The sequence below is a fragment of the Clavibacter sp. GW821-FHT01D01 genome, from assembly GCF_059422605.1.
This window is the reverse complement of record NZ_JBWKXC010000001.1, coordinates 63,040-84,805: the sequence shown is the minus strand read 5'-3', so window position 1 is coordinate 84,805 and position 21,766 is coordinate 63,040. Positions and strand designations below refer to the sequence as shown.

General features: G+C 74.9%; 23 protein-coding genes. 3 read left to right on the top strand and 20 right to left on the bottom strand.

Annotated elements, in window-relative coordinates; all coding sequences use genetic code 11:
• Positions 1 to 23: 23 nt before the first annotated feature.
• The 7 genes from AC07VC_RS00365 to AC07VC_RS00335 form a co-directional block, all read right to left on the bottom strand.
• Positions 24 to 668 (bottom strand): ABC transporter ATP-binding protein, encoded by a 645-nt coding sequence (locus AC07VC_RS00365; RefSeq protein WP_494674854.1) that lies wholly within the window; start codon positions 666 to 668, stop codon positions 24 to 26.
• A gap of 21 nt (positions 669 to 689) precedes the next feature.
• On the bottom strand, positions 690 to 1,394 hold the full coding sequence (locus AC07VC_RS00360; protein WP_317229642.1) for a hypothetical protein: 705 nt from the start codon (positions 1,392 to 1,394) through the stop codon (positions 690 to 692).
• Positions 1,391 to 2,167 carry a hypothetical protein gene (locus AC07VC_RS00355; protein ID WP_494674855.1) on the bottom strand — a complete coding sequence of 259 codons (777 nt, stop codon included), beginning with the start codon at positions 2,165 to 2,167 and terminating at the stop codon, positions 1,391 to 1,393. Before AC07VC_RS00355 ends, AC07VC_RS00360 begins: the two co-directional genes overlap by 4 nt.
• Complete coding sequence (locus AC07VC_RS00350; RefSeq protein ID WP_494674856.1) at positions 2,164 to 2,817, bottom strand: hypothetical protein; 654 nt, start codon at positions 2,815 to 2,817, stop codon at positions 2,164 to 2,166. The genes AC07VC_RS00355 and AC07VC_RS00350 overlap by 4 nt, the downstream gene beginning before the upstream one ends.
• Positions 2,818 to 3,033: 216 nt before the next feature.
• Entirely contained in the window at positions 3,034 to 3,429 is a 396-nt protein-coding gene (locus tag AC07VC_RS00345) for a hypothetical protein (protein ID WP_494724443.1), read from the bottom strand.
• Between the two features lie 313 nt (positions 3,430 to 3,742).
• A complete protein-coding gene (locus AC07VC_RS00340) occupies positions 3,743 to 5,926 on the bottom strand; it encodes an alpha-galactosidase (RefSeq protein WP_494674858.1) in 2,184 nt (727 codons plus the stop codon).
• An 86-nt stretch (positions 5,927 to 6,012) separates the two neighbouring features.
• On the bottom strand, positions 6,013 to 6,372 hold the full coding sequence (locus AC07VC_RS00335; protein WP_494674859.1) for a hypothetical protein: 360 nt from the start codon (positions 6,370 to 6,372) through the stop codon (positions 6,013 to 6,015).
• 124 nt (positions 6,373 to 6,496) lie between these two features.
• Between AC07VC_RS00335 and AC07VC_RS00330 the strand changes: the two genes are divergently transcribed.
• From AC07VC_RS00330 to AC07VC_RS00320, 3 genes are read left to right on the top strand one after another with little or no spacing between them, the layout of a single operon-like run.
• Entirely contained in the window at positions 6,497 to 7,501 is a 1,005-nt protein-coding gene (locus AC07VC_RS00330; RefSeq protein WP_094114807.1) for an aldo/keto reductase, read from the top strand.
• A 7-nt stretch (positions 7,502 to 7,508) separates the two neighbouring features.
• A complete protein-coding gene (locus AC07VC_RS00325) occupies positions 7,509 to 8,756 on the top strand; it encodes a dipeptidase (protein WP_494674860.1) in 1,248 nt (415 codons plus the stop codon).
• Positions 8,753 to 9,643, top strand: a complete 891-nt coding sequence (locus AC07VC_RS00320; protein WP_494674861.1) for a GNAT family N-acetyltransferase — start codon at positions 8,753 to 8,755, stop codon at positions 9,641 to 9,643. Before AC07VC_RS00325 ends, AC07VC_RS00320 begins: the two co-directional genes overlap by 4 nt.
• Positions 9,644 to 9,703: 60 nt before the next feature.
• Here the strand turns inward: AC07VC_RS00320 and AC07VC_RS00315 are convergent, their stop codons facing one another.
• The 13 genes from AC07VC_RS00315 to AC07VC_RS00255 form a co-directional block, all read right to left on the bottom strand.
• The gene (locus AC07VC_RS00315) at positions 9,704 to 11,533 is read right to left on the bottom strand and encodes a DUF2207 domain-containing protein (protein WP_494674862.1); all 1,830 of its coding nucleotides are present in this window, start codon (positions 11,531 to 11,533) and stop codon (positions 9,704 to 9,706) included.
• Positions 11,520 to 11,903 carry a hypothetical protein gene (locus AC07VC_RS00310; RefSeq protein WP_494674863.1) on the bottom strand — a complete coding sequence of 128 codons (384 nt, stop codon included), beginning with the start codon at positions 11,901 to 11,903 and terminating at the stop codon, positions 11,520 to 11,522. The genes AC07VC_RS00315 and AC07VC_RS00310 overlap by 14 nt, the downstream gene beginning before the upstream one ends.
• A 39-nt stretch (positions 11,904 to 11,942) precedes the next feature.
• Complete coding sequence (locus AC07VC_RS00305; protein WP_494674864.1) at positions 11,943 to 13,361, bottom strand: serine hydrolase; 1,419 nt, start codon at positions 13,359 to 13,361, stop codon at positions 11,943 to 11,945.
• Positions 13,362 to 13,453: 92 nt separating this feature from the next.
• Positions 13,454 to 14,641: a glycoside hydrolase domain-containing protein gene (locus AC07VC_RS00300; RefSeq protein ID WP_494674865.1), complete on the bottom strand. Its 1,188-nt coding sequence runs from the start codon at positions 14,639 to 14,641 to the stop codon at positions 13,454 to 13,456.
• 241 nt (positions 14,642 to 14,882) lie between these two features.
• Positions 14,883 to 16,109 (bottom strand): glycoside hydrolase domain-containing protein, encoded by a 1,227-nt coding sequence (locus tag AC07VC_RS00295; protein ID WP_494674866.1) that lies wholly within the window; start codon positions 16,107 to 16,109, stop codon positions 14,883 to 14,885.
• Between the two features lie 248 nt (positions 16,110 to 16,357).
• Positions 16,358 to 16,816 carry a phage holin family protein gene (locus AC07VC_RS00290; protein ID WP_494674867.1) on the bottom strand — a complete coding sequence of 153 codons (459 nt, stop codon included), beginning with the start codon at positions 16,814 to 16,816 and terminating at the stop codon, positions 16,358 to 16,360.
• 111 nt (positions 16,817 to 16,927) lie between these two features.
• Positions 16,928 to 17,533, bottom strand: coding sequence for a hypothetical protein (locus tag AC07VC_RS00285; protein WP_494674868.1), 606 nt, complete (start codon positions 17,531 to 17,533; stop codon positions 16,928 to 16,930).
• Positions 17,530 to 18,108, bottom strand: coding sequence for a hypothetical protein (locus AC07VC_RS00280; protein ID WP_494674869.1), 579 nt, complete (start codon positions 18,106 to 18,108; stop codon positions 17,530 to 17,532). Before AC07VC_RS00280 ends, AC07VC_RS00285 begins: the two co-directional genes overlap by 4 nt.
• Complete coding sequence (locus AC07VC_RS00275) at positions 18,105 to 18,479, bottom strand: hypothetical protein (protein WP_094114813.1); 375 nt, start codon at positions 18,477 to 18,479, stop codon at positions 18,105 to 18,107. Before AC07VC_RS00275 ends, AC07VC_RS00280 begins: the two co-directional genes overlap by 4 nt.
• Positions 18,476 to 18,664, bottom strand: a complete 189-nt coding sequence (locus AC07VC_RS00270) for a DUF2273 domain-containing protein (RefSeq protein WP_094114814.1) — start codon at positions 18,662 to 18,664, stop codon at positions 18,476 to 18,478. Before AC07VC_RS00270 ends, AC07VC_RS00275 begins: the two co-directional genes overlap by 4 nt.
• On the bottom strand, positions 18,661 to 19,092 hold the full coding sequence (locus AC07VC_RS00265) for an Asp23/Gls24 family envelope stress response protein (RefSeq protein WP_494674870.1): 432 nt from the start codon (positions 19,090 to 19,092) through the stop codon (positions 18,661 to 18,663). Before AC07VC_RS00265 ends, AC07VC_RS00270 begins: the two co-directional genes overlap by 4 nt.
• Before the next feature lie 202 nt (positions 19,093 to 19,294).
• On the bottom strand, positions 19,295 to 20,494 hold the full coding sequence (locus AC07VC_RS00260; protein WP_494674871.1) for a helix-turn-helix transcriptional regulator: 1,200 nt from the start codon (positions 20,492 to 20,494) through the stop codon (positions 19,295 to 19,297).
• Between the two features lie 170 nt (positions 20,495 to 20,664).
• Positions 20,665 to 21,606, bottom strand: coding sequence for a ferritin-like domain-containing protein (locus AC07VC_RS00255; protein ID WP_494674872.1), 942 nt, complete (start codon positions 21,604 to 21,606; stop codon positions 20,665 to 20,667).
• Between the last annotated feature and the right edge of the window lie 160 nt (positions 21,607 to 21,766).

Below are 21,766 nucleotides of genomic sequence, written 5' to 3'. Positions count from 1 at the left end.
CGATCCGTCCCATCGCGCGTCCCTCAGGGGCGCGCGACGGGACGGATCCGTCCGCCCGAGATCTCCAGCACCTCGTCGCTCAGCGCGTCGATGTGCTCGCGCTCATGGCTGGTGAACAGGATCGTGGTGCCGATCGCCTGCTGCCGTCGCAGCTCGGCCGTGAGGCGCTCGACGCTCTCCGCGTCGAGGGCGTTGAACGGCTCGTCGAGCAGCAGCACCTCCGGTCGCTCCATGAGCGCCTGGCAGAGCGACAGCCTCTGCTTCATCCCGAGCGAGTAGCTGCGGACGCGCGTGCGCGAGTCGGGATCGAGCCCCAACTCGCGCATCGACTCCCGCACCTCGTCCACCGTGATCCGCTTCCGGATGGCGGCGAGCTCGGTCAGGTTCTGCAGGCCCGTGCGGTGCGCCAGGTAGGCCGGCCCGTCGACGATCGCGTCGAACCGGTCGGGGAACGTGCGCCCGGGGGAGAGGAGCGCCGGGTCGATGTCGACGACGCCAGCGTCGGGACGCAGGAAGCCGAGGATGATCTTGAGCAGCACGGACTTGCCGCAGCCGTTGGGCCCGACGAGTCCGTAGGTGCGGCCGCGCTCCAGGGCGAGGTCGACGCCGTCGAGGAGGGGGACGCCACGGAAGCCCTTCGTGACGCCGGTGAGGGTGATGATCGGCATGGTGCTCCTTGTCGTTCGGGATCAGGCGGGGCGGGTGCGCTGCACGAGCGCGGTGAGGGCGAGGCCGAGGATGGCGACCCAGAGACCGAGCGTGGCCGTGGCGTCGCCGACCTCCGACCATCCGCCGCGTGTCACGGCGAGGTCGGCGAGCTGGAGGGGCAGCCACGTCCGCGTCTCGAGCTGGAGCGCGCCGCCGACGACGATCACGCCGACCGTGAGGAGTCCGGCGGCGGACCCCCGCGCGAGCCAGGTGACGATGAGGACGAGAGCCGAGTAGACCCCGAGCTGGAGCAGGCCGCCGACGAGGTACTGCCCGGCGAGGAGACCGAGTCGTCCGGGGGCGGGGAGCACGGGCCCGGATGCGGTGAGGACGGCGATCCCGAGCCCGAGTGCGGCGACGACGGCGAGGTACAGGACGGCCGCGACCGCGTGGCGCGCCGTGCGCGCCGCCGCCCACCGCGTGGCCGAGCCGTGCCGTAGGAGACGCTGCAGGAGCATGCCGCGGGCCTCGTGGGACTCGCGGAGCTGCAGGACGAACGCGAAGCCGCCGTACACGGCCAGTCCGCTCAGGAGGTGGAGGACCGTCCCGTCGCCGGAGAGCGCGGAGGCGAGACGGTCGACGGCGGTCGGCGGAGCTTCGTCCCGGAGGAGCGGATCCGCGGGCATCGCCAGGAGTCCGGTGAGGCATGCGCCCACCACGGCGACGAGCACGATCCACGCCCTCACCCCCTGCGCCGTCCGAGGAGGGCGGGGCGCGAGCGGTGCCCGCGGTCCTTCGCCCGGGTCGCGAGGAGCAGCGCCGCGCACGCGGCGGTGACGGCCGCCCAGCTGGCGGTCGCGGCGCCGGGGTCGGCCGCGACGGTCCGCGCGGTCGTGAGGTGGCTGAGGTTCAGGGGTGAGGCGGCGTCGATCAGCCCGGCCGCGGAGAGCAGCGCGAGCATGCCCACGGACACGGCGAAGGCGATGTCGAGCCCTCGGCCGGGGCCGATGAGGTGGAGGGCGAGCGCGAAGATCTGGGTCGCCATCAGGAGGGCGAGCGCGAGCGCGACGGTGCCGACGATCAGCGCCAGCCACGGCCAGCCCAGCCGCTGCTGGGCGGCGCTGTAGCCCTCGATGCCGTGGGTGCCGTCGTCGGCGACGGGGAGCCCGAGCGCGGTGACGTACATGGCCACGACGAGGAGCGGCAGGATCGTGAGCGCCCAGGTCATGCCGTCGCGGCACGCGGCGAGGAGAGCCCGGACGTAGGTGCCGTGGCGAATGAGACGGTCGGGCCGGGCGTCGGCCGGCGACCGGACCACGAGCGCGACGAGCCAGGCGAGCAGCACGACGTTCGCGAGGAACCGTGTGTCCGTCACCTCGTCGAGCATCAGCTTCGTCTGGGTGAGGCGCACGCCGGTCGGTGAGGCCTCGTCGAACGCGCGGGTGTACGCGCCGGACGCGACGGCGAAGCCGGCCAGGACCAGCGCCGGGACGCTCGTGATCCGGTCGGCGACCGTCACGAGAGACGGCCGCTGGTGGGGATGCGCCGGATGGTGAAGATCGCGACGACGGCGACGACGACCGCGAGGATGAGGTGAGGGGCGAAGACCTCCGCGTCGGAGGGGTACGTGAGCCCGAATGCGATCGCGGAGAAGTAGAGGGCGAGGCTGGGGTGCCCCAGGAGCTCGGCGACGAACGTCTCGCCGAACACGAACAGCATGGGGAGGGCGAGCGCAAGGAAGCGGTTGCGGACGAGCACGACAGCCGTGACGCCGATGGCGGCGTACAGCGCGGCGCAGAAGCCGAACCAGCTCGAGTGCACGAGGCCGAAGGGCAGATCCCCGAAGCGCAGGTAGCTACCGAACGCCTCATGCTGCTGGGTGTACGCGACGGCTTGCTCCGGCGTCATCAGGTAGCTCGCCGGGTCGATTCCCGGATCGCCGAGGAGGGGCCAGATGTGGAATGCCGTCACGTAGGTCAGGAAGGAGAAGAGGAACGCGAAGGAGAAGCCCATCATCGTCGCTGTCACGTAGCGCGTGGCGAGGAGGAGCCTCATGTCGCAGCGGGTCCGCTGCACGCTGATGAATCGATGCGCCAGGTCCGACGAGAAGCGCGTGCAGGTGAGCAGCGTGATGCCCAGCGGCATCAGGATGAGCGATGGCGAGAGCATGCCGGACGCGAAGACACCTGATCGGTCACGTAACACGGAATGCCCGGTGCTGTGGATCAGGAGGATCCCTGCGAGAGCGGGCAGGAGTGCAGCGCTGATCGTCTGGGACGGACCGATGGCGCGGCGCAGAGCGGGACGGAGCACCTCACCCGACCCCGTTCCCGGCTTCACCTGACGCAGAGCCGCGCCATCCGCGGACGCCGGTTCCGCAGGGCATCAGTTGCTGGCCCACGAGCCGATGGCCTCGACCCGGACGATGTTGTGAGGAGTCGCGTGCAGCTGCAGGTGGGCGCGTGCCCCCGAGGGGAAGGGAGAGTCGAGGAGTGCTCCTTGACCTTGTCTGATGTCCTTGATCTCCCCGCCGCAGGAGTTGTTCCCGCCGCCGCAGATGCGTGCGTTCATGTGGTACTCGGCGCCGATCGTGTCGAATGAGACGAACCCCTGCCCTCCGGTGGAGTCCTTGGTCTGAGCGGTCGAGTCCCAGGGCTGCTGGAATCGTGGGGTGATGGCGTCGAAGTGCGAGGTAGCGGTGCCGGCGTATGCCGCGCTGCCCGCTCCGACGAGGAGGCAGATGAGGGCGGTCGTGGTCGTGGTCTTCGTGGTGAGGCGCATGAGGATCCGTTTCTGCGATGAGGGTGCGTGACGGCGGTCCATGGCGACCACGAGGTCATCGGCAGCGTCTTCGCGTGCGGGGATCATGCGGCGAGTCGGGTGGCGAGGGTGGCCTCGGGTTCGTCGCCGGCGCGTCAGGAGCGCCGGCACGACCGAAGGTAGGCGGGAGGGCGGCGGGCGTGCGCCGTTCCTCCACAGGCGCACATCGTGCGGCTGCGTGCGGCTGCGTGCGGCTGCGCGTTGCTGCGTGCGGCTGCGGGCCACGCGCCGCGGGCCGCGGGCCGCTGCTCGCCGCAGCGGCCCGCGCGTCGGGTCAGACCGCCGTCACCCGCAGGAGCGCGATCGTCTCGGGCCACATCGCCGGGGTGTGCAGGCCCGAGACCGCGAGCGCGCGGCCCGTCAGCTCGACGCCGTCGAACCAGGCGGGCGCGGTGAAGCCGTGGTCGGGCACGCCGACGCGGACGGGCTCCACGCGGTAGCGGCGCTCCGGGTCGAGGCCCGGCAGGAGGAAGCGGCCGCGCGGCGACACGTCGGAGCGGCCCACCGTCGCGAGGAAGAACAGCGCGGCGGAGGCGTCCTCGGCCACCGAGCCGTACACCCAGAGGCTCGGGTCGGAGCCGTCCGCGCGCACCACCGTGCCCGTGTGCAGGAGGGCGCGCTCCCGCTTGTAGAGCGCGATCCACTCGGCGAGGTCGCGCTCCTCGTCCGGGGTGGCCTGCGTCAGGTCCCACTCGATGCCGAAGTGCGCGAACAGCGACGTGCCCGCGCGGAAGGCGAGGGTGTGCGCGCGGCCCGTGGTGTGGTTGACGCCCGACGCGATGTGGGAGCCCATCAGCTCCGGCGGCAGCAGCTGCATGGTCCAGCGGTTCATCTGCTGGCGCTCGAGCGGGTCGATGCAGTCGGACACCCACACGCGGTCGGTGCGCTCGAGCACGCCCAGGTCCACGCGGGATCCGCCCGAGGAGCACGACTCGATCTCGAGGTCCGGGAAGCGCTCGCGGAGCTCGTCCATGAGCCGGTACGCGGCGAGCGTCTGCAGGTGCACGCCCGCTTGGCCGCGCGGGGCGATGCCGGCGTCGACGAGGTCCCGGTTGTGGTCCCACTTCACGTAGGCGATGTCGTACTCGGCGAGGATCGCGCTGACCCGCTCCAGGATGTGGGCGTACGCCTCCGGGATCGCGAGGTCGAGGACCTGCTGCTTCCGGTGCGTGCCCGGGCGGCGGCCGCCGGTGGCCATGATCCACTCGGGGTGCTCGCGCGCCAGGTCGGAGTCCTCGTTGATCATCTCGGGCTCGAACCACAGGCCGAACTCCATGCCGAGGGCGCGCACGCGGTCGATGATCGGGGTGAGGCCGTCGGGCCAGACGCCCTCGTCGACGTACCAGTCGCCGAGGCCCGCGTCGTCCGCGCGGCGGTGGCGGAACCAGCCGTCGTCGAGCACGTAGCGCTCGACGCCGAGGGCGGCCGCGCGCTCGGCGAGGTCGGTGAGGCGCGCGAGGTCGTGGTCGAAGTAGACGGCCTCCCACACGTTCAGGGTGACGGGCCGGTCGCGGCGCGGGTGGGTGTCGCGAGCGCGGAGGAAGCGGTGGAAGCGGGCCGCCTGGTCGTCGAGGCCGTGGCCGTACGCCGCGTAGACCCAGGGGCTCGAGTAGGCCTCGCCCTCGGCGAGGCGCACCTCGCCGGGCAGGAGGAGCTCGCCGCCGCCGATCACCTGTCGGCCGCTGGAGAGGCGCTCCGCGTAGTGGCGGTGGTCGCCGCTGAAGGCGACGTGCGCGCCCCAGACGTCGCCGTGGCGGAAGCCGAAGCCGGGCACGCCGACCGAGAGCACGGTCGCGGCGTCGGAGCCCGTTCGGCCGCGACGGCCCTCGCGCTCGTGGATGCCGACGTTCAGGGGGCTGCGCTGCGGGGTGCGCTCCTTGCCCCAGCGGCCGGCGAAGTCGAGGACCTCGCGCGCCTCGGGCGGGATCGGCAGCGCCAGCGTGATCCCCTCGAGGTCGTAGATCCCCGCGCCGGCGTTCGTCAGCTCCGCGCGGGTGCGCACGAGACCGGAGGGCAGCAGCTCCACGTCCACCGCGAGGCCGAGGCCGGCGACGTCGTCGACCGCGTCCACGTGCACGAGCGCGGGGCCGTGGGCGGCGGATCCGGGGTGCCCCTCGGAGCCCGCCGGCATCGGGGACCCGTCCACCGTCGCCGCGGTCACGCGGAACGAGGGCGACCAGTCGGCGCCGGAGCGGTGCCCGGCGATGCCGGGCTTCCCCGTCCAGGAGGTGTGCGCCTCGGGGAGGATCGCGAGGCGGATGGGGTCGTCCGCGACGTTCGGCACGATGGGCTCGACGGCCGCGAGGGCCATCGTCTCGAGGTCGGAGGCCGTGGTGGCACCGAGGTCCGCGCCCCAGTGCACGACGGCGGGCAGGCGGCCGTCCGTGAGGTCGAGCACGAGGGAGACGCCGGAGGCCCGGAGGTGGAGGAGGGCGGACGGGACGGCGGTGTCGGGCATGGTGCTCCTGCGTCGATGCGGGTGGGATGCGTCCATCCTGCCGCGACGCGGGCGGTCGCCGCACGCCTCCACGCCGAGGCGGTCGCCTAGTCCAGGTCCTCGAGGCCGGGCACCGCCGTGCCGTCCTGGTGGTCGGCGGTGACGCGGGTGCCCGGCTGCGACTGCCGGGCGCTGATGGTGAGCGCGCGGATGCGGGCGACGGCCTCGGGGTCGCGCAGCTCCTCGCCCGCATGGTCCGCGGCGTCCGCGGGCTCCACCACGATCTGGCTGGCCGGGCCGATGAGGATCTCGACCTCGCCCGCGCCGCCGTCGGGCAGCCGGACGGGCACCCGGACGGCGTCGGCCGCCCGGCCCTCGCGGGCGAGCGCCTGCGCGCAGTCGACGACGGCCCGGGCGATGTCGTCGCCGGTCAGGTAGCGGCCGTCGGCGTAGTGGATGGTGTGCACCCTCCCACTGAACGCCATCCCGGGCGCGGCGACCAGGGGCTTGCCGCCGGGAGCGGGAGGGTGGAGGGTCCGCGCGGCGCCGGAGCGTCGCGGTCGCGGCCCCCGGCCTCGGTACGCTCGGCGGATGACCTACGTCGCTCATCCCGATCGCTACTCGTCCATGCCCTACCGCCGATCCGGCCGCTCCGGCCTCAAGCTCCCCGAGCTGTCCCTCGGCCTCTGGCACAACTTCGGCACGTCCCGCCCCATCGACACGCAGCGGGCCATCGTGCGCCGCGCCTTCGACCTCGGCATCACCCACTTCGACCTCGCGAACAACTACGGCCCGCCCCCCGGCAGTGCCGAGACGGCGTTCGGCCGGATCCTCCGCGAGGACCTGCGCCCGTACCGCGACGAGATCGTCATCTCCTCCAAGGCCGGCTACCACATGTGGGAGGGCCCCTACGGGGAGTGGGGCTCCCGCAAGTCGATGCTCGCCTCGCTCGACCAGAGCCTCGGCCGCATGGACCTCGAGTACGTCGACGTCTTCTACTCGCACCGGCCCGACCCCGAGACGCCCATCGAGGAGACCATGGGCGCGCTCGCGACCGCGGTGCACCAGGGCAAGGCGCTCTACGCCGGCATCAGCAACTACTCGCCCGAGCAGACCGAGCGCGCCGTGGCCGCGCTCGCCGAGCACAAGGTGCCGCTGACCATCCACCAGCCGAGCTACTCGATGTTCAACCGCCACGTCGAGGGCGGGCTGCTGCCCGTGCTCGAGGAGGCGGGATCCGGCTGCATCGTCTTCTCGCCGCTCTCCCAGGGGCTGCTCACCGACCGCTACCTGTCGGGATCCATCCCCTCCGACTCGCGCGCCGCGACCAGCGGGTTCCTCGACGAGTCCGCCGTGTCCGACACGTACCTCGAGCGCGCGCGCGGCCTGCAGGCCGTCGCCGAGGGGCGCGGGCAGACGCTCGCGCAGCTCGCGCTGTCGTGGGTGCTGCGTCACCCGGGCATCACGAGCGCGCTCATCGGCGCGTCGAGCGTGGAGCAGCTGGAGCAGAACGTGGCCGCCGCCGGCGCCCCGGCCCTCACCGACGACGAGTTGGCGGCGATCGAGCCGCTCGCGGTCGACGGCACCGGCCGCTGATCCGCGTATGACCGGCTCGCCCGACACCGCTGCCGGATCCGCCGCGCCCGGCGCCGCGCCCGGCGCCGCCTCCGCGCTCGCCGAGCGCGTGCAGCGGCTCCTCGACGAGCAGGGCGTCGTCGACGGGCACGACGACCTCGCGTGGGCGCTGCGCGAGCGGGCAGTGCGGGAGGGCGGGCCGAGCGCGTCCGTGGCCGACGACGTGATCGCGCGGCTCGCCGTCGAGGACGCCGTGCCGGGGCTGCACACCGACCTGCCGCGCCTCGCGCGGGGACGGGTGGCGGCGCAGTTCTGGTCGGTGTGGGTGCCGGACCTCCCGGGCGTCGACCCGGTGCGCTCGACCATCGAGCAGATCGACGTCGTGCGGCGGATCGTGGCCGCGCACCCGGACCGGCTCGCGCTCGCCGTGACGGCCGACGACGTGGACCGCGTGGTCGCGTCCGGCCGCATCGCGTCGCTCCTCGGCATGGAGGGCGGGCACTCCATCGGCGGCTCGCTGGGCGCGCTCCGGGCGATGCGGGCGCTCGGGGTCCGGTACATGACGCTCACCCACAACTCGGCCGTCCCCTGGGCCGACTCCGCGACCGATGCGCCGGTGCACCACGGCCTGAGCGCCGCGGGCGAGCGCGTGGTCGCGGAGATGGAGCGGATCGGCATGGTCGTCGACCTCTCGCACGTCTCGGCCGACGTGATGCGGCACGCGCTGCGCATCGCCCGCAGGCCGGTGCTGTTCACCCACTCCGGGGCGCGCGCCGAGTGCGACGTGCCGCGCAACGTGCCCGACGACGTGCTGCAGGCCCTGCCCGCCAACGACGGCGTGTGCATGGCGACGTTCGTGCCGCAGTTCGTCGCGCCCGCGGTCGCCGCGTGGCACGAGGAGACGCTGGCGCTCGCGGTGGCCGAGGGCGTGGACCCGCGGGACCACGAGGGCGTGCAGGCGGTCGCCGCCCGGAGGCCCGGGGAGAGGCCGCGTGCGACGCTCGCCGACGTCGTGCGGCACGTGGAGCGGATCCGCGAGGTCGCCGGCGCCCGCCACGTGGGGCTCGGCGGGGACTACGACGGCGTCGACCGCACGCCCGACGGCCTCGAGGACGTCGCGCGCTACCCGGCGCTCATCGCCGCGCTCGCGGAGCGCGGCTGGTCCGATCGGGACCTCCGCGCGCTCGCGGGCGGCAACGCGCTGCGCGTGCTGCGAGCGGCCGACGCGGACGACGAGGTGTCGCGCGGGGAGGCGGACACGGGGACGCTGGCGTGACGGACGGCGATGCCGGATCCGCGCCCTCCGCGGCGGCGCCGGGGTCGACCGAGCCCGCCTCGGCCGCGGCCGTGCGGACCATGGCGCCGCGCGACGCGGCGGCCCTCCTCGACGGGCTCGCGGACCGCGGCTGGCCCGCCGAGCTGCGGGAGCGGCACGGGGGCTGGATCCTGCGCGCGGCAAGCGGGGTGACCCGGCGGGCGAACTCCGCGCTGCCCGTCGGCGCCGTCGACGACGCGGACGCGGCGCTCGACGCGGTCGAGGCCTTCGCGCTGCGTCACGGGATCGCGCCGTGCGTGCAGGTGTCGCCCGCGTCGGAGCCCGGGGACCTCGCGGCCCGGCTGGCCGCGCGCGGCTACGCAGCCGACGCCCGGACGCTCGTGCAGGTCGCGGACGCGGACGCGGTCACGAGGGCGGTCGCCGGCCTCGCGACGGACGGCCGCCCCGCGGATCCCGCGCTCGAGGTGCGGGTCGCGGACGCGCCCGACGACGCCTGGCTCGACGCGTGGTGGAGCGTCGACGGGCGCGGCGGACCCGCGGAGCTGGCCGTCGCGCGGCGGATCCTCACCGCGGGTCCCGCGGTCTACGCGGACGTGCGGCAGCGCCCCGCCGACGGGACGCCCGCCCGCGTCCTCGCGACGGCCCGACTCGCGATCGTGGGCGGCTGGGGCGGTCTGTACTCGGTCGCCACCCGGCCCGAGGCGCGTCGTCACGGCCTGTCCCGGGCGGTGACCGCGGCCGCGGTCGCCGCCGGGCGGGAGCGCGGCGTCACCGCGCTCTGGCTGCAGGTGGTCGAGGCGAACGCGGGCGCCCGTGCGCTCTACGGGGGGCTCGGCTTCGCGACGGCCTCGCGCTACGAGTACTGGACCGGGCCGACGCCGCGCTGATCCGCTACCCCGCTGACCGGCTGACCGGCTGCCGCGCGGACCCGCCGACCCGCGTCCGGCTCAGACCCCGCCGCCCCCGCCGCCTCCGCCGCCGCCTCCGGAGGTGGTGCCCCCGGAGGATCCGCCGCTCGAGCTCGAGGTGGACGAGACGCCGTGCATGCTCGACGACACCGAGCCGAGGCTGGCGGCGAACGACGCGGGCGCGAACGGCCCTGTCCCGCCGTACCAGCCCGGCCGGCTCCGCTGGTGCTCGTAGCGGCGGCCGAGCTCGTCGCCCCACTCCTCCTCCTGGCCGAACATGGCGGCGTAGGGCAGCAGCTCCTCGGTGAGGCGCAGCACGTCCCGGTCGTCGTGCGGCAGGTCGCGCCGCTCGGCGCCCGCGGGCGACTGCAGCACGCGGATCCGGTCGGCCTCGGCCAGCCGGATGAACTCCCGCAGGCCCGCGAGGTGGTCGCGGAGCGCGACGCCGCGCTCGGTGAGCGGGTGCTTCACGAGCGCCACGATCGTGGTCACCAGCGCGAGGACGCCCACGACGAGGAAGGCGATGACGACGGGCCCGCCGTAGGCCTGCACGAGCGAGATCACGGCGAAGGCGAGCGCGGCGGCCATGCCGAGCGACGCGGCCACGAGCAGTCCCACGATCGGGCCGACGGGGAGCGGCTTCCGGAGGCCGTCGGTCACCGTCCGCTTCGTCACGGCGGCCATGAGCTTCTGGATCCGCGCGGCCACCTTCGCGTCCGCGCGCTTCAGCTCCTTCACGCGGCCGGCTCCCGAGCCCTCGCCGAAGACCGCGGCGACGAAGCGCCGCTCGTCGGGGTCGGTCACGCGCGCCGGGTCCACGAGCTCCAGCGCGAACGAGGCCTTCCGACCGCCGTCCCGCTCCAGGATGCGGAGCGCGCCGCGCACCGCGAGGTCGAGCAGGAGCGCGGTGGTCGCGCGGGCCGCGTTCCCGGACACGACGGACGCGACCAGCAGGCCGACGCCCTCCGGCGGCGCGTACTCGGCGACGATCGTGCCGCGGCCGGGCGCGTCCGCGAGGCGGCGACGCCGCAGCACCAGGGCGCCCACCGCGGCGGCGACGGCGACGAGCGCTCCGCCGAGCGACAGCGTGGGCCACGGCGCCGCGAGGAACGAGGAGTCGCGCGGCGTGAACGTGCCGGGCTCGAAGCCGATGGAGAGGCTGAGGTTCTCGTACGCCCCGAGGTCGGTCGCGGTCGCCACGAAGCCCTCGTCGGTGCGCGTGATCTCGGCGGGGCCGTCGGCGCCCTCGGGCCCGGACGCGGCGTCCGCCCCGCCCGTGAGGCGCGCCTGGAGCTCCGGCGGGATCTCGACGGTCGCCGTGACGCGGCCGAACGGCTGCGCCCAGCCCGTGCCGTTGACGTCCCAGTAGAACTCGTCGGCGCCCGTGTCGGCGTAGGCGCGGGTCACGTCGCGCTGCTCGTACTCGATGACGTAGGTCTGCTCGCCGCGCACGTAGCCGGCGTCGGCGATCGTGAGCACCAGGGCGCCGTCCTCGGTCTCCGTCTCGTAGGCGCGCGGGGTGCCGCCCTCGTCGGCGACGGACAGGACGCGGAGCCCGGTCGGGTGGCCGTCGTACGACCGCACCAGCTCGCGGCGGATCCCGCGGTTCTGGTCGCGCTCGGGGAACTCGGCCACGAGCGTCTCCGTGGTGCGGAGGACGGACCGGCCGTCCTCATCGGCCGAGAGCCGGTAGACGGCGTCGAAGGAGCGGAACGAGAACGCGTCGGCGTCGGCGTGCGCCGGGGCGGCGAGCCCGAGGGGCACGGCGAGCACGGTCAGGAGCGCCACGAGGAGGGCGGCGCGGATGCGGGCGAGGCGCCCGGCCGTCGCGGAGGGCCGCGGCGGCATCCGGCGGTCACGCATCGCCATCACCCCGTTCCGGGCCCTGGCCCGGATGCCCGTCGACGATCCGCCACTCGGCGACGAAGTCCCGGACGCTGCGGGTCTCGAGGTCGAGCCGCACGCGCTGCAGCAGCAGGTCGGCCTCGGACAGGGAGCCGGCGTTCGTGCGCAGGACCTCGCGGCCCGTGTCGATGCGCCGGACCACCAGGTCGGACTCGCGGCCGAGGTCCCCGCCGTCGCCGCCGACGACCGCCAGCGCGAGGGCGCCGATCGCGCGGACCGCCTGCCGCACGGGGCGTCGCGGCCCGACCTCCAGCCACGCCTCGAGGACCTCGGCCGCCACGGCCGGCTCCCCGTCCGCGTGGTCGTCGCCGGTCGTGGATGCGTCCGCGCTCATCGTCGTGCCCCCTCCACGCGGCCCCCGCCGCACAGGGAGTCAACCACGGGAGCCGTCGGCGATCAGGGCCGCCGCGTCGGTGGCGAGGCCCGCGTAGGCCGACTGCCGTTCGAGGCCGGCCGCGTCGCGCGCCGCGGCCTGCACCACCACGGTCCAGGCCGCGTCGCCGTCCTCGAGGAGGTACGCGAGCGCCAGGGTCCCGACCGAGCTGCCGCCCTTGAACGCCACGTGGTCGAAGCGCTCCGGCTCGGGCAGGCCGGGGTTCGCCGCGAGGATCCCGCGCACGGGCTCCCCGGCGGGCGTCGCGGCGAGCGCGGCCAGGCCGAGCTGCGCGCGGGCGATGTCGTCGGGCGTCGCGAACCAGTCGGCGCCGTCGGTCCACGCGACGTCCGACACGGCGGAGACGGGGACGTCGAGGACCCCGCCGGGGAGCTCGTCGAGGAGGGCGCGGCGCTCTGCCGCGTCACCGTCGGCCCACCGCGCGCGGAGGGCCCCGTCGTCCTGCCACCCGACGCGGAAGAGGTCGCGCGTCGTCATGAGCGGCACGTTCCGCGGCGGGTCGGAGTGCCCGAGCTCCGCCAGCCGCTCCTCGACGGACTCCCGCCCGACGGCCGAGATCAGCATGTCGGTGGCCGTGTTGTCGCTCAGCGAGATCATCTTCGCGGCCGTGTCGCGGACGCTCACGACCGTGCCCGTGGACGCGTCCTGCAGCTCGCCGGAGGGGAGGCTGCGCACGTCGTCGGTGACGGTGAGCGGGTCGTCCCAGCCGAGGCGCCCCTCCTCGACCGCCTGGACGACCGCGCCCAGCACGTAGAGCTTCACGATCGATCCGATGGGCCGGGCGTCGCTCGCGGCGACGCCCTCCGGGAGCACCTCGAGGACCCGCTCGCCCAGGGCGCCGTCCTCGACGCGCGTGACGGTGAGCGACACGTCGCCGCCGAGCGCCGCCGCCTGCTCCTCCAGCTCGTCCCAGCTGGTCGCGGGCTCGCGCTCGGGCTCCGGCTCGCCGAAGAACAGGCCCGTGATGAGGCCGGCGTCGTCGACGGCCACCTGCATGTCGAAGGTGCCGGCGTCCGCGCTGGCGATGGTGGTGACCGACTGCGCACCCTGCTCCTCGTGCGCGGTGACGGTCCACGGGCGTCCGGCGCGCACCTGCTCGAGCACGCCGGCCAGCTCCTCGGCGGGCGCCGCGTCGAGCATCACCTGCGCGAGGCGCTCGCCGGTCTCCTGCACGGGGACGGCGTCGTCGGATCCGACGGTGTCGACCAGCCACCGCGCCTGCGCGCCGACGGGGGTGTCCGGCAGCACCACCGGCTCGGCGACGGGCGCGGGGGTGGCGGGATCCGCGGGCGCCGCCGCGCAGCCGGCCGTGAGGGCCGTGACGGCGGCGACGGCGAGGGCGAGCGCGGCACGGGCGGGCCGGGACGGGCGGGGCGGACGCAGCGGTGACGGGGCCATGCCCCCAGTCGACCGGAGCGGGGCCCTCCGCACGTCCCCCAGGAGGGGGAATCGTCCGGAGGGCCCCGCGTGCCTCGCCGCCGCGTCGCGCGTCAGGTGGTGGGCTGGATGCGCGACTGGCCGGGATCGCGCCCCGACACGATGCCCTTGTCGATGTCGAACCCGGTCTCGCCGGGGCCCATGCTCAGCTCCTGCACCTGGTCGAACGCCCAGTTGCCCGGCATCCTCACCCCCAGGTTGGAGAGCCACCCCGTGGACATCCCGGCCACGAAGCTGAGGTCGGCGAGGTGCGCGGCGGACAGCGTGGCGCACACCTGCCTCCCGCCGTAGACGCCCACCGCGTACGCGCTCCCGCGGCGGGCGAGCTCCGCGCGGATGCCGCGGAAGTGGGGCTGGACCAGCCGCTCCACCTGGTCCGGCGTCGCGTCGAAGTCGACCGCGAAGTAGATGGTGGTCCCGGGCAGGAAGCCCAGGCGCCGTGCGGCGTCGTCGGCCCGTGCCGCGGCGCGCACGCCGAGCTCGTACGAGAAGTACGTCGTGTCGGTGCCACCCTCCTGGAAGATCGGGAACACCCGGAGGCCGCCCGCGAGGATCGACTCCAGCTCGCCGTCCTGGATGCGCTTGGCCAGCGCGTCGGGCCGGTCGGAGTCGGTGAGGTAGCGCCCGACCACCTCGTAGCCGGCATCCCGCAGCACCCGGGCCCGGGCGAGGGTGATGACGGCGATGCCGTCGGCCGCGGTGCCGGGTCGGGTCGGGTCCCCGTTGCTCGCGAGCAGGGAGGACCACGTCGCGAAGTCCCCGCGGCCGGTCCGCGCGAGCCCGACGGAGTCCTGGAACGCGCGGAGTCGCGCGGCCTGAGCGGACGAGAAGCGCCCGTCGACGGGGCCGTCCCAGGTGGTCATGGCGACGAGGGCGGCCTGGAGCAGGTGGCCGAGGAACCCGGTGGTGTCGACGGACCCCTCGACGAGGTCGGGCAGCTCCTTGAGCTTCGCCCGGGTGAGCGGCCCGAAGGACCCGTTGGCCACGGTCTCCGCGAGGCCGACCTCGAGCTGGAGGGCGTGGATGAGGGCGCGCTGGGTGTCGCCCGTCCATCTGCCGTCCGTGTTGACCGACGGGAAGCCCGGTCGCGCGCCGTACCTCGTCGCGAGCTGGCGTTGGACGTCCTGCACGACGGGACGGCCGACGGCCGCGGCAGCCGCATGCGCGGGGCCCGCGGTCAGCAGGACGGCGGGGGCGACGGCGAGTGCGCCGGTGAGCACGGCACGACGGGACGGTTCCATGGAGCAGCCTCCTCTGCCGCCCGGCCTCCCAGCCGCTCGAGGAGGGGACAGGGGAGGGCGGCGCTGTGGGATTCTCCGCCGGCGGGGGACGCGGAGCGCGACCGGGCCGGACGGCGACGGACGGCCACCGTACGACGGGGACGAGGGGGCGGGCGCCGGTGGTCCACAGCGCAGCCGCCCCCACCGGGGCCCCTCGGCCCCGCTGATCCCGACGCGGGGACGGGGGCGGGGACGAGGCCGCTCAGCCGCGCGGCGCGACCCGGCTCTGCCCGGCGTCGCGACCGGACGCGACGACCGTGTCGATGCCGAACGCCCGGTCGCCCGTGCCGACGGGGTGCTCGAGGATCTGGTCGAACGCCCAGTCCTCCGGGATGCGCACGCCCAGGTTCGCGCCCCAGCCCGTGGACATGTCGGCCACGTAGCTGAGCTCGGTGAGGTGCGCGGCGCCGAGGGTGCGGCAGACGCGGCGGCCGCCGTAGACGCCGACGCGGTAGTCGCTGCCGCGGCGGTCGAGCTCCGCGTGGATGCCGCGGAAGTACGGCTCCAGGTCCTCCTCCACCTCCTCGCGCGTCGCGTCGAAGTCGACGGCGTAGTAGATGGCCGTGCCGGGCAGGAAGCCGAGGCGGCGGGCCGCGTCGTCGGCCCGGCCTGCCGCGCGGACCCCGAGCTCGTGGGAGAAGTACGTGGCGTCGGTGCCGCCCTCCTGGAAGATCGGCACGATCCGGAGGCCGCCCGCGAGGATCGCGTCGATCTCGCCGTCCTGGATGCGCTTCGCCAGCGCGTCGGGCACCTCGGAGTCGGTGAGGTAGCGGGCGATGACGGTGTACCCGGCGTCGCGGAGGGTCCGCGCGCGCTCCGGCGTGATGACCGTGATGCCGTCGGCCGCGGTGCCCGGGCGCGTGGGGTCGCCGTTGCTCGCGAGGAGTGCGGCCCAGGTGCGGTAGTCGGCCCGGCCCGTCTCGGGCAGGGCCACCGTGCGCTGGAACCGGGAGAGGCGCACGCCCTGCTCGTCGGAGAGGACGCCGTCGACGGGCCCGTCCCACGTGCTCATGACGACGAGCGACGCCTGCAGGAGGTGCACCAGCCAGCCCGTGGTGTCGGCGGATCCCGCGGCGAGGTCGGGCTGCTGCTGCAGCGTGCGGCGGGTGAGCGGCCCGAGGACGCCGTTGGCCGTGTCCTCCGGGATGCCCATCTCGAGCTGCAGGGCGTGGATGAGGGCGGAGTGCGCGGCGCCGGTCCAGACGCCGTCGGTGGTGACGGCGGGGAAGCCGGCGCGGGCGCCGTAGCGGGCGACGAGCTGCCGCTGGATGTCGCGGACGACCGGGCGGCCGTTCGAGGCGAGGGGGGCGCCGGATGCGCCGGCGTCCGCGGGCGCGGCCTCGTCGGCCTGGGCGGGAGCCGCGGCGAGGAGGGCCACGGGGACGGCGGCGAGGGCGCCGCCCAGGATGGAGCGTCGGGACAGGGTCATCGGTGTGCCTCCCATGCCGGCCACCGGCAGACGGCCCGCGGGGACGGGCGACGGTCCGGAGGACGGCGGTCTGCGGTTGTCCGACGGCGGGACGGCGGCGCGTTCTGCCACCGGGCCGAGCGGGCGTGAAGGGGACAACCTACGCAGGTGCCGCGCACGACGCCGCCCGCTGTCCACAGGGGACGGCGGGCGGCGGGATCGTGCGGGTGGGCCGGCGAGCGGGCGGCGGGCGGGATGCGCCGGGCGGCTCAGCCCGCGGACGTCGGGGAGGCCGACGGCCCGTCGACGCCGTCCCGGTCCGCGCCCCGGTCGCCCGGCCGCATGCGGTCGCGGGCGTGGTGCAGGGTGTCGGTGGGCACCGGGGGGACGCCGCGCGAGAGCCGCGACAGGCCGACGCGCACGACGACAGCCGTCGCGATGCCGAAGAGCGCCAGGGTGATGAGCGTCGCGGCCCAGAGCGGCAGGGCGAGCAGGAGGAGCGCCACGATCACGGCGGCGAGGAGCCCCAGGGAGACGAGCGCGAGCGCCACGCCGGCCCCGAGCATGATCGCGCCGGACCGCGCGGACCGGGCGCGCTCGCCGATCTCCCGCTTCGCGGAGTCGATCTCGGCGCGCACGGCGCGCAGCAGCGGGTCCACGGCCTTCTGGGCGAAGGATCCGCCCAGCCAGCCGCCGCGGGAGGTGGAGGAGGTGTCGTCGTCGGTCATGGTGGGGTCTCCTCGGTGGTCCGGCACGGGGGCCGGAGCGGGGTACGGGTGGGGGATGAGGACGGCCGCCCGGTCCGGATCGCGGGGATCCGGACCGGGCGGCCGCGGGGATCAGGCCAGGCGGGTCTCGCTCGACATGCTCGAGCGGAGGCCCCCGGTGATCTGGATGACGACCGGCACCTCGGTGCCGAGCACCGCGTCGAGTCGCGCGACGGCCTCGTCGACCGTGCGGCGGGCCGCGACGGGGGAGACGCCGCGACGCGTGACCGCGGTGACGCGGAGCGTCGTGGCGTGGCCCACCTCGAACGCCGTGACGTCGACGGAGACGATTCCGCTGTCGTCGCCCAGGGCGTCCTCGAGCAGCTGCGCGGCGACCTTCGCGTCGATGACGAGCGCGCCGCCCGTGGGCGTCTCGCCGCCGCGACCGCCCTCGATGCGCACCAGGGTGCCGGTGCGTCCGTGGCCCTGGCGCAGGGCGAACCACGCGAGGACGACGATCAGCACGAGCGCCACGAGCGCGACGACCCAGAGGATCCACGGCTGGCCGCCCGAGAGCGCGTCGCCCACGGGCTGCTGCGCGTCGGACGCGGCGCCGGAGACCGTGGACTGGACGTCGGGCAGCAGGCTGCCCGCGCCCAGCGCGACGCCGACGGCGATCAGGACGAGCCCGATCACGATCACGAGGAGGCGGTTGAGCGCCCGGTTCGTTCTGGTCATGACCCCACCTTCCCGTTCTTCGCGAGCGTCACCTTGGCGGTGAGCTTCGGCGTGTAGTCGTACTCGGCCAGCTCGGCGCGGACGGCCTCCTCGATGGCGCGCTTGTCGGCCGTGTACCCGGTGGAGGGCGTGAGGCGGACGAGGGCCTGCCGCTTCGAGACGGTGACGTCGACCTGGTCGGGCGACACCTCGCCCGCGTAGCTGGCGGTGAGGGCGATCGAGCGGGCGATGACGCGGTCGTCGACGACGGCCGCGGTGCGTCCGATGCTGCCGCCGCGACGGCCGCGGCTGCCGGGAGCGACGCCCACGATCACGAGGATCAGGCCGAGGACCGCGACGACCACGCCGATCGCGACGAGCGCCCCGGCCGGAGCCGACGCGGCGTCGAGCGCGGCCGAGACCGCGTCCGCGGGGGCGAGGAGCAGCGGCGCGGAGCCGACGGCCGCGAGGACCGACTCGGTGCCGAGCCAGGCGAGCACGAGGATCAGCAGCACGGCGATCGTGATGGCGATGCCGGCGCGCGACGAGTGCGTCTCCCGCCGCACGAGGCGGCGGTAGGTGCTGTCGGTGCTCATGAGACCCTCCTGCGTTCCTGGATGCGGGCGCCCGTGATGCGGAGGTCGACCCGGCCGACCGTGGAGCCGGTGAGGCCGAGCACGCGCTCGCGGATCTGCGTCTGCGCGGTGGTGAGGCGCTCCACCAGCGTCCCCTCGCGGACCGGGCGGTCCGAGAGGGCGGGGACGCGGATGGAGGTGCGCGCCTCCACGGTGAGCTTGCCGCCGGCGTCCGTCAGGGTGACGGACACGTCGCCCGCCGGGACCTCGAGGGCGTCGGCGGTCACGGCGGAGACGACGCGGCGCACGGCGCGCGACGTGATGGTGGTGCGGCCCCGGGGAGCCCCGGACGGTGTCCCGGGCTTCCGGGGGGCCGACACCGCGGTGGTCACGACGACCGACGCCCGCGGAGGGCGTCAGCGAGGCCGCGGATGTCCAGCTTGCCCTCGAGCACGCGGCCGACGCCGAAGCCTGCGGCCATGAAGATCAGGACGAGGAGGAAGCCGCCGAAGCCGAAGGCGAGGCCGGAGAGCGCGAGGACCGCCCCGACGAGGAGGCCCGTGGTCGTGGGGGTCACTGGACGCGCTTCTCGGCCGCGTCGTCGTCGGACGACTTGTCGGACGGGAGGTTCACGTCCGTGATGGTGACGTTGACCTCGGTGACCTCCATGCCGACGACCTGGTCGATGGCGTCGGTGACGGACTTGCGCACGTCGTCCGCGACCTGCTGCAGGTCGACGGGGTACTCGGCGATGAGCGTGATGTCGACGGCGACCTGGGTCTCGCCGACCTCGACGGACACGCCCTGGCCGCGGTCCTGCTGGCCGATGACGTTGCGGATCGCGCCGACGGCACGGGCCGCGCCGTTGCCGAGGTCGTGGACGCCGGGCACCTGGCGGGCCGCGATGCCGGCGACCTTCTCGACGACGCCGTCGGCGATCGTGTTCCTGCCGCCGGTGGTGCCGGTGCCGGTGAGGCCGGAGGAGGTGGGGGTGATGCTCGACATGGTGTCTCTCTCTCGTGGTGGGTGGATCGTGGTGGTGCTGCTGCGTGGGGCGGTTCGGAGGGTTCCTCGCGATCCCGCCTCGTCATTCAGACGCATGGACCGGGCGGTTCGGCATGCGGTTCAGGCGACTCCCAGGGACGCCGCTCCGCGCTTCGCCTCACGGACACGGATCGGGCCATGAGCGGATAGCGCGTGACGCTCGTCAGCCGCGCAGCGTCGCGCTCGGCAGCTCGCCGAACCGCTCCGCGTAGGAGGCCGCGAACCGGCCGAGGTGGCCGAAGCCCCACTGCTCGGCGACGGCCCGCACGGTGGTCGTGGTGGGGGAGGCGTCGCGGAGCTCGGCGCGCACGCGGTCGAGCCGGATCCCGCGGAGCAGGGCGCTCGGGGTCGTGTCCTCGTAGCGGCGCACGGCGAGCTGCAGCACGCGCGTGCTGATCCCCGCGGCGCGCGCCGCGTCCGCCGGGGTGATGGGCCGGTCGGCGTGGTGGTGCAGGTACTCGATGGCGGTGCGCACGGCGCTCATGCGCGGCGCGCGCATCTCCGCGCTGAACGGGACGTCGTGCCACGGGAACAGCTGCAGGGTGGCGCGGGCGATCCGGAGGGCGGCCTGCATCCGCAGCAGCGGGCTCGAGGCGGCGTCCTGCAGCACCGGGCTGGCCTCGCCGACGGCGTGGCGCCAGGAGGCCGCCTGCTCGGGGCTCGGCGCGCGCGTGTGGTCGAACACCAGCGGGCGGGATCGGCCCTCGTGCAGCTCCGCGGCGGTCTCCTCGAGGAAGGCCGCGTCGACGTGCACGAGGTTCTGCACCCCGGGCTCGCAGCGGAAGGTGAACGAGCGGCCGGAGGGGAGGAGGAACGGACGCGACCCGCTCGACCGCACCTCGTGCGAGCCGATGTCGACGGCGCCGGACCCCTCGCGCCACCAGGCGACGACGTAGTCCGGGAGCGCCGGGAGTCGGCCCCAGTGCTCCGCGGGGAACGCGGAGGAGCGGAGCGTCACGTTCTCGTCGCCGACGAACGAGTACCGGTAGGCGAAGTCGCCCGCGCCCTTCGCGGCGCGGAACTCGGTGCCCGGGTACAGGGCGGCGTAGCGCGCGACGGCCTCGTCGATGTCGGTGCCGGACATGTGCCCGCGGCGGAGCGCGGGCGCGGCCGTGGCGGCGGCCCAGCCCTCGGCATCCGCCGGGCGGCCGTCGGGACCCGGGCCGTCCGCTCCGCCGGCGTCCGCGGGGGGCGTGATGGAGTCGACCGTGGCGTCGCCGGCGTGCGTGCGGGCCGACGTCGCGGGGGACGCGGGCGCTGCGGGGGCGGCGCGGTGCTCGTCGGCCGGCGCGGTCAGCGCGGGCAGCGCGTGCAGGGGGGACGCCGCCCGGCGGCGCCCGTCGGGCGCGGGTGCGGTGCTCATGGATCCTCCGTCCTGCGCGACCGGGATCCGGTCGCGTGTCATGGAGTTGACGTTCCGAGAGGGTGGTTCGTCACGCGACCGCCCCCGATCCGCTCCGGGACGTCGGGCCGCCCTGTCCGGGCGGAGGACGGGCCGGGGCGCCTCGCGGTGCCCCGGCCCGGTGTTCGCCGCTAGTTCGCGGCGCTCGTGTTGACCGAGCCGTTGACGCCGTTCGGGTAGAACCCGCCCTTGGTGACGGCCTTGTTGTTCAGGTACACGATGTTGAGCACCTGGCCGGGCGAGCGGCTGAACGCGATGCCGTTGGCGTCCGTCGGCACGAGGTTCGCGCCGCCGGAGACCGTGACGCCCTGGTCGAGGTCCGTCGGGCCGTCGAGCGAGTCGCGCGCGTTCGAGATCGCGTTCGCGGGCTCCGCGAGGCCGCGGGCGAACAGCTGCGTGCGGATGATGCCCGCGTGGTACGCCTCGACCGCGAGGATGCCGGCGGCCGCCTCGAGGTACGCCTTATTCGTGATGAGCGGCGCGGCGCCCTTGTACGCGGTCACTCCGACGTCCTCGAAGATGAACGAGGCCAGCAGGAAGTTCTCCTGGTTGGCGAACGCGTCGAACTTCTCGCCCGGCTTGATCAGCCCGGACGCGGCGGCGGCGGCGGAGAACGCGGCGTCGAGGTCGATCGCGGGACGCGCGACCTTCGCCGAGCCGAGGGCGGCGCGGAGGAACTTGACGTGCGCCTTCTCGTCCTGGGCGATCTCGTAGGCGTACTGGCGGATCGCGTAGTCCTTGAACTGGACCGCGCGGCCGCCCGTGACGCCGCCGGGGGTGCCGACGCCGGAGATGTCGTTCGGGACCAGGCCGTTGCCGGTGACGGCGCGGAGGTAGAACTCGGCCTCGAGGTACTCGAGGTTGAGGGCGAAGTTGAGGACGGCGGCGTCCGTGACGGCGCCCGCGTCGGCCTCGGCCTGCGCATCCGCGGCCTGGGCGCCCGTCGCGGGGATGAGGGCGGCGGCACCGACGCCGAGCCCGGCGACGCCCGCTGCGCTGAAGAAGCGACGACGGTCCAGCGGCGACTGCGCGCTCCGGTCGATGGCCTGGGTGATGAACTTCCTGTCGAACATGTGCACGCTCCGAGGAGGTCGGCGGTGCGCATGGCTCGTCCATGGGCATCCGTGCCCCTCACGATCCGCTGACATCCGTGCGGGCACAACGGATCGGGGGACGGAGGACGCTGGGATTCGCCCGTGGGATACCGGGATCCGGGTCCAGGCCCCTCGACCG